Source organism: Ruegeria marisrubri (assembly GCF_001507595.1).
Taxonomy (GTDB): Bacteria; Pseudomonadota; Alphaproteobacteria; order Rhodobacterales; family Rhodobacteraceae; genus Ruegeria; species Ruegeria marisrubri.
In genome coordinates this window covers 44,968-51,326 of record NZ_LQBQ01000005.1, presented here as the reverse complement: position 1 = coordinate 51,326, position 6,359 = coordinate 44,968, and the positions used below count along the sequence as shown (strand labels likewise).

At 64.0% G+C, this 6,359-nt stretch carries 5 protein-coding genes; all 5 read right to left on the bottom strand.

All coding sequences use genetic code 11. The annotated features are described in order from the left end of the window. Positions 1 to 166: 166 nt before the first annotated feature. Complete coding sequence (locus AVO45_RS06460; protein ID WP_240482086.1) at positions 167 to 940, bottom strand: hypothetical protein; 774 nt, start codon at positions 938 to 940, stop codon at positions 167 to 169. Positions 941 to 1,088: 148 nt separating this feature from the next. Beyond that, on the bottom strand, positions 1,089 to 2,759 hold the full coding sequence (gene hutU, locus AVO45_RS06455) for a urocanate hydratase (RefSeq protein ID WP_068345154.1): 1,671 nt from the start codon (positions 2,757 to 2,759) through the stop codon (positions 1,089 to 1,091). After that, complete coding sequence (gene hutG, locus AVO45_RS06450; RefSeq protein ID WP_068345152.1) at positions 2,756 to 3,574, bottom strand: N-formylglutamate deformylase; 819 nt, start codon at positions 3,572 to 3,574, stop codon at positions 2,756 to 2,758. The genes hutU and hutG overlap by 4 nt, the downstream gene beginning before the upstream one ends. After that, positions 3,574 to 5,109, bottom strand: a complete 1,536-nt coding sequence (gene hutH / locus AVO45_RS06445) for a histidine ammonia-lyase (RefSeq protein ID WP_068345150.1) — start codon at positions 5,107 to 5,109, stop codon at positions 3,574 to 3,576. The genes hutG and hutH overlap by 1 nt, the downstream gene beginning before the upstream one ends. After that, a complete protein-coding gene (gene hutI / locus AVO45_RS06440) occupies positions 5,106 to 6,314 on the bottom strand; it encodes an imidazolonepropionase (RefSeq protein ID WP_068345148.1) in 1,209 nt (402 codons plus the stop codon). Before hutI ends, hutH begins: the two co-directional genes overlap by 4 nt. Positions 6,315 to 6,359: the final 45 nt, after the last annotated feature.

The following is a 6,359-nucleotide window of genomic DNA, read 5'->3' as shown; positions in this document are numbered from 1 at the left end:
CAACCCGTTACGACAGATGCCCAAAGGTCTTCCTGTCAGCCATAGCTCTCGCAGCTCTTGTCATCTACTGGCTTTGATAGACAATGAGTCCTGACCCTAAGCTTCCAAAAAATCCGCTGCACCAATTTGGGTATAAATATTTTCAATTATTGGATGTCAATCCCTCCTATCTCTTCGCCACCAACAGCTTGGCGGTGAAGTTCACCGTATCGGCCGGGCGCACTCCGTCGTCCTGGAAATTGTGCTCATAGCTCACGGTGAACTGCCAGGGGTTGCCGCCGATCGGAACCAGCTTGTTGACCCCGATGCCCAGAGGCAGGCTTGCCCAGTCCCCGTTCTCCCAGTCGTAGGTGACCAGCATCTCGGATGGCCCGACCGACCAGCCGTCGCCAAGCTGATAGTTCAGGATCGGCTGAAGAATGGAGATGTTCACGTCCGGGCGCGCATTGTCGCCTCCGACGGAAAAGATGTTCTGGTTGAACAGACCCCAGATGCCCCAGGATTTGTTGACCACTAAACCGGCTGCCGGCCCCAGCCCCCATTTCTCGGCGCTCAGCCCGCTGCTGCCGGTCGGCAACAATGCGACCGCCCCGACGCCGAAACGCCCCCATTCCCTGTCGAAGGTCACGAGGTCGAATATCGTGATGTCACCCCAACCGCTGCCGCCGTTAACCGTCTCTGTCTGGTAGGGGATTGTGATCCGGAAGATGTGATTCAAATCGCCGGTCGAGAACGGGATGGCCGAGCGGAACTGCAACAGGTTTGCCGTCGCGTCCGAGTCATTGTGGAAGTTGTAGGTGTAGTAGTTCTGGAACATGTAACTCGTGATCGCCGCGGTGGGGTCGTTCGCGGCGTTGCCGAGGCTTTGTTCAGCGTGAGTTGTGCCCGCGGCGCAGATGCACAAAGTCGCGCAGAGAGTTATCGCCTTTGTGTTGATCATGGCTGCCACCCAATCAGGAAATCAAAAAAATTTGCTTGAACTGTGCCGGAGTAAAGGTGGTCCGGCAAGAGCTTGGGCAGGCGGCGGGGTCAAAGCCTGTCGCACATAAGCAGGAAATGGCAGGGGCACGGCCCCTGCCATGCCATCTTCAGCCGAGAATTGCTGGCAGGCGCAGCCCGTGTTCGCGGGCACATTCCTTGGCAATCTCATAGCCTGCATCGGCGTGCCGCCAGACGCCCGAGGCCGGGTCGTTCCACAAGACACGCTCGAGCCGTTTGGCGGCATCTTCGGTGCCATCGGCGCAGATCACCACGCCGGCGTGCTGCGAAAAGCCCATGCCGACGCCGCCGCCATGGTGCAGCGACACCCAGGTCGCGCCCGAGGCGGTGTTGATCAGGGCGTTCAGCAGCGGCCAATCGGACACGGCATCCGAGCCGTCCAGCATCGCCTCGGTCTCGCGGTTGGGCGAGGCAACCGAGCCGCTGTCGAGGTGGTCGCGCCCGATCACCACCGGGGCCTTCAGCTCGCCATTGGCCACCATCTCGTTGAAGGCCAGCCCCGCCCGGTGCCGGTCGCCCAAACCGATCCAGCAGATCCGCGCCGGCAGACCCTGGAACGAAATCCGCTCCTGCGCCATGTCGAGCCAGTTGTGCAGATGCTCGTTCTCGGGGAACAGCTCCTTCATCTTGGCGTCGGTCTTGTAGATGTCCTCGGGGTCACCCGACAGAGCACACCAGCGGAACGGGCCGATGCCCTTGCAGAACAGCGGGCGGATATAGGCGGGAACGAAGCCGGGGAAGGCAAAGGCGTTTTCCAGCCCCTCCTCAAAGGCCATCTGGCGGATGTTGTTGCCGTAATCCACCGTGGGCACCCCAGCCTCGTGAAAGCCCACCATCGCTTCGACCTGCACCCGCATCGAGGCGCGGGCGGCTTTTTCGACCACCTTGGGCTCGGTCTGGGCGCGGGCGCGCCATTCGGCGACGGTCCAGCCCTGCGGCAGATATCCATTCACCGGATCATGGGCCGAAGTCTGGTCGGTGACGATGTCGGGGCGGATGCCGCGCTTGTAGATCTCGGGGAACACATCCGCCGCGTTGGCGATGAGTGCGACCGATTTCGCCTCGCCCGCCTGGGTCCAGCGCCGGATCATCTCCAGCGCCACGTCCAGCGAATGGGTCTTTTCGTCCACATAGCGGGTGCGCAGGCGGAAATCGGCGCGGGTCTCATCGCATTCCACGGCCAGACAGCAGGCCCCGGCCATCACGGCGGCCAGAGGCTGGGCCCCACCCATACCGCCAAGACCGCCGGTCAGAATCCATTTGCCCGTCAGGTCACCGCCGTAATGCTGGCGGCCAGCCTCGGCAAAGGTCTCATAGGTGCCCTGAACGATGCCCTGGCTGCCGATGTAGATCCACGAGCCCGCAGTCATCTGGCCGTACATCATCAGGCCCTTCCGATCGAGCTCGTTGAAATGATCCCATGTGGCCCAGTGCGGCACCAGGTTCGAGTTCGCGATCAGAACGCGCGGCGCGTCCTTGTGGGTGCGGATGATCGCCACCGGCTTGCCCGACTGGACGATCAGCGTCTCGTCCGCCTCGAGCGACTTCAGGCTGTCGACGATCAGGTCGAAATCCTTCCATGTGCGCGCCGCGCGCCCGATGCCGCCATAGACCACCAGTTCGTGCGGATTCTCGGCCACGTCTGGATGCAGGTTGTTCATCAGCATCCGCAAGGGCGCCTCGGTCAGCCAGCTCTTGGCGTTCAGTTCCGGGCCGGTGGGCGGAAAGATGTCGCGGATGTTCTTGCGCGGATCGTTCATTTCGAGGTTCCTTTTTCAGTCAATGCGCCCGACAGGGCGAGGTCGCTGAGCCGTTCCAGCATCGCTTGCAGATGTGGACGCAGGGTGGCGGCGCGGTCGTCGCGCCAGCTCCACGGCGGGGTTTCTTCCATGTAGGCGCGCTGGGCGATCTCCATCTGGATCGCGTGCCAGCCTTCGTCCGGGCGGCCATAGTGGCGCGTGGTCCAGCCGCCCTTGAAGCGGCCATTGAGGACCGAGGAAAAGCCCTCCGCCTGCTGGGCTGTGCCATGCACCGCCTGTTCCACCAGCGGGTGGCAGGTTTCGCCGTTGTTGGTGCCGGTGTTGAAGATGGGCAGCTCCCCTTCGAACAGGAAAGGGATCAGGGACCGGATCGAGTGGCAGTCGAACAGGATTGCCACGCCATGCCTGGCCCGTACCCGTTCCAGCTCTTCCTGCAACGCGGCGTGGTAGGGGGCGTGGAACTTTTCGCGCCTCTCCTCGATTTCGTCCTCGGAGGGCTCCTGCCCCTCCAGCCAGATGGGTTGCCCGTCGAAATCGGTCAGAGGCACCAGAGTCGTCGTGTTCTGCCCCGGATAGAGCGACACGCCCGCCGGATCGCGATTGGCGTCGATGACGTAGCGGTGGATGTTGGACTGAACCACCGTCACATCGGCTAAAACCCCTTGATAGAGTCTGTTAATGTGCCAATCCGTGTCCGCCAGACGATGTCCGTTGGCATTCAGGCGACCGGCGATTGCTTCTGGCACGTCGGTGCCGCCGTGCGGCTGGCCCAGAACGATCGGGCCGCCGCCGCGGTGAACGTCGAACACATGCATCAGCCCAACTCCGGCATGGGCGTGCTTGCCGCCTGCAGGATCGCACCCTCGGCCACGAGGCGCTTTGCGGTTTCGAGTTCCGGGGCCAGGTAGCGGTCTTCGGCCAGTTTCGGAATTTCCGCCCGCAGGCGGTCGATGACCCGTTGCAAGGTCGCAGAGGTTTTCAGCGGCGCGCGGAATTCGACCCCCTGCGCCGCACAGATCAACTCGATGCCGAGTATGTAGTTGAGGTTCTCGACCATCCGGCCCAGACGCCGCGCGCCATGGGCGGCCATCGAAACATGATCCTCCTGGTTGGCCGAGGTGGGCGTGCTGTCGGTGACGCAGGGATTGGCCAGATGCTTGTTCTCGCTCATCAGCGCGGCGGTGGTCACTTCGGCGATCATCATGCCCGAGTTGAGGCCCGGCTCGGGCGTCAGGAAGGGCGGCAGGTCAAAGCTCAGCGTCGGATCGACCATCAGCGCGATGCGGCGCTGGGCGATGGCGCCGATCTCGGACACGGCGAGCGCGATCATGTCGGCGGCGAAGCCCACCGGTTCGGCATGGAAATTGCCGCCTGAGACGATGATCTCGGGGTCCGACAGCACCAGCGGATTGTCGGTGGCGGCATTCGCCTCGGTAACCAGGGTCGCCGCAGCCTGACGCAGAACATCCATCGCGGCCCCGGTCACCTGCGGCTGGCAGCGGATGCAGTAGGGGTCTTGCACACGGGTATCGCCCTCGCGGTGGCTTTCGCGGATCTCGGACCCGTCCAGCAGCGCCCGCATGGCGCTTGCCGCCTCGATCTGGCCGCGATGGCCGCGCAACTCGTGGATTTCCGGCTGCAGCGGGGCCGTCGAGCCCATGATCGCGTCGGTCGAGGTGGCCGCGATGATTAGGGCATTCTGCGCCGCCCGCCAGGCTTCGAACAAGCCAGCCAGGGCAAAGGCGTTCGAGAACTGGGTGCCGTTGATGAAGGCCAGACCCTCCTTGGGGCCAAGCTGAATAGGCTCTAACCCGACGGATTTCAGGGCTTCGGCGCCCGGCAGGACGGTGCCGTTCACCTCGGCCTCGCCCTCGCCGATCACGACGGCGGTCATATGCGCCAACGGGGCCAGATCGCCGGACGCGCCGACCGAGCCCTGCGCCGGGATCACCGGGGTCACGCCGCGCGCCAGCATTTCCTGCAGCAGTTCGACCAGCTCCCACCGAATGCCAGAGGCGCCCCGACCGAAGGACAACAGTTTCAGCGACATCATCAGCCGAGTCAGACGGCGCGGCACCGCTTCGCCCACGCCGCAGCAATGGCTGAGGATCAGGTTGCGCTGCAGGTTGGACGTGTCCTCCGGCGCGATCTTGAGGCTGGCCAGCTTGCCGAACCCGGTGTTGACGCCATAGACCGCCGCCTCGCCTGAGGCGGCTTTGGCGATCCGCGCGGCGGCGGCCTCGATATGGGGCCTGCAATTGTCGTCCAGAACGATCGGGGTTTCGTTCCAGTAGATCTCGGCCAGCTCGGGCAGGGTGACCTGACCCGGAGTCAGCTTGAGAGCGCTCATTCGGTGCCTCCAAAGATGCGTTTGCAAAGGGGATTGAAGCCGATGCGATAGGACAGCTCGGCCGGGTGTTCGACATTCCAGATCGCCAGATCCGCGCGTTTGCCGGCGGCGATGGTGCCCGTGTCGTCAAGGCCCAGTGCGCGGGCGGCATTGCAAGTGACACCGGCCAGAGCCTCGAGCGGCGTCAGGCGGAACAGGGTGCAGGCCATGTTCATCGTCAGCAGCAGCGACGTGAGCGGCGATGAGCCGGGGTTGCAGTCGGTGGCCAGCGCCATCGGCACGTTGTGGCTCCGCAGCAGGTCGACCGGGGGAATCTGCGTTTCATGCAGGGTATAGAACGCGCCCGGCAGCAGGACTGCGACCGAGCCTGCCTCGGACATGGCGCGCACGCCGTCCTCGTCCAGGTATTCGATGTGATCGGCGGACAGGGCACCATAGGACGCGGCAAGTTTCGTGCCGCCCAGATTCGACAGTTGCTCTGCGTGCAGCTTGACCGGCAGGCCCAATTCCTGCGCCGCGTCGAAGACGCGGGCGATCTGGGCCGGGTCGAAGGCGATGCCCTCGCAGAAGCCGTCCACCGCATCGACGAGTCCCTGCTCATGCGCGACCCGCAGCGTCGGGATGCAGACCTCGTCGATATAGGCGTCGGCCTTGCCCTTGAACTCGGGTGGCACCGCATGGGCGCCCAGGAAAGTGGTTTTGACGCGCACAGGGCGTTCCGTTTCGATCCGGCGCGCGGCACGAAGCATCCGCAACTCGGTATCCCGGTCCAGCCCATAGCCCGACTTGACCTCGATACAGCTGACACCTTCGGCCAGCAGGGCATCTACCCGCGGCAGGGCATCCGCCAGCAGTTCCTCCTCGCCCGCTGTGCGGGTCGCGTTGACGGTCGAGAGGATGCCGCCGCCCGCGCGGGCGATTTCTTCGTAGGAGGCGCCGTTCAGGCGCATCTCGAACTCCACTGCGCGGTTCCCGCCAAAGACGACATGGGTATGCGCGTCGATCAGGCCGGGCGTGATCAGGCGCCCACCCAGATCCTCGCGGGGCCAGTCCCGGAACCGGTCGGGAAGGGCGTCTTGTGCCCCGACCCAGGTGATCTGACCGTTCTCGATGGCCGCAGCACCCTTGGCGATCATCCCGTAAGGCTCCGAACTGCCGTCCATCGTCGCGACCCGCGCAGCCGCGAGAACGAATTTTTTTGTCATGGCGATTCTTTTGGGCTCCCCTTTCGAATGGATTTTTCGTATACG

Excerpts from the sequence above, each read along its gene's own strand:
- AVO45_RS06460 (WP_240482086.1), bottom strand. The coding sequence starts at position 940 with ATGATCAACACAAAGGCGATAACTCTCTGCGCGACTTTGTGCATCTGC.
- hutU (WP_068345154.1), bottom strand. The coding sequence starts at position 2,759 with ATGAACGATCCGCGCAAGAACATCCGCGACATCTTTCCGCCCACCGGC.
- hutG (WP_068345152.1), bottom strand. The coding sequence starts at position 3,574 with ATGCATGTGTTCGACGTTCACCGCGGCGGCGGCCCGATCGTTCTGGGC.
- hutH (WP_068345150.1), bottom strand. The coding sequence starts at position 5,109 with ATGAGCGCTCTCAAGCTGACTCCGGGTCAGGTCACCCTGCCCGAGCTG.
- hutI (WP_068345148.1), bottom strand. The coding sequence starts at position 6,314 with ATGACAAAAAAATTCGTTCTCGCGGCTGCGCGGGTCGCGACGATGGAC.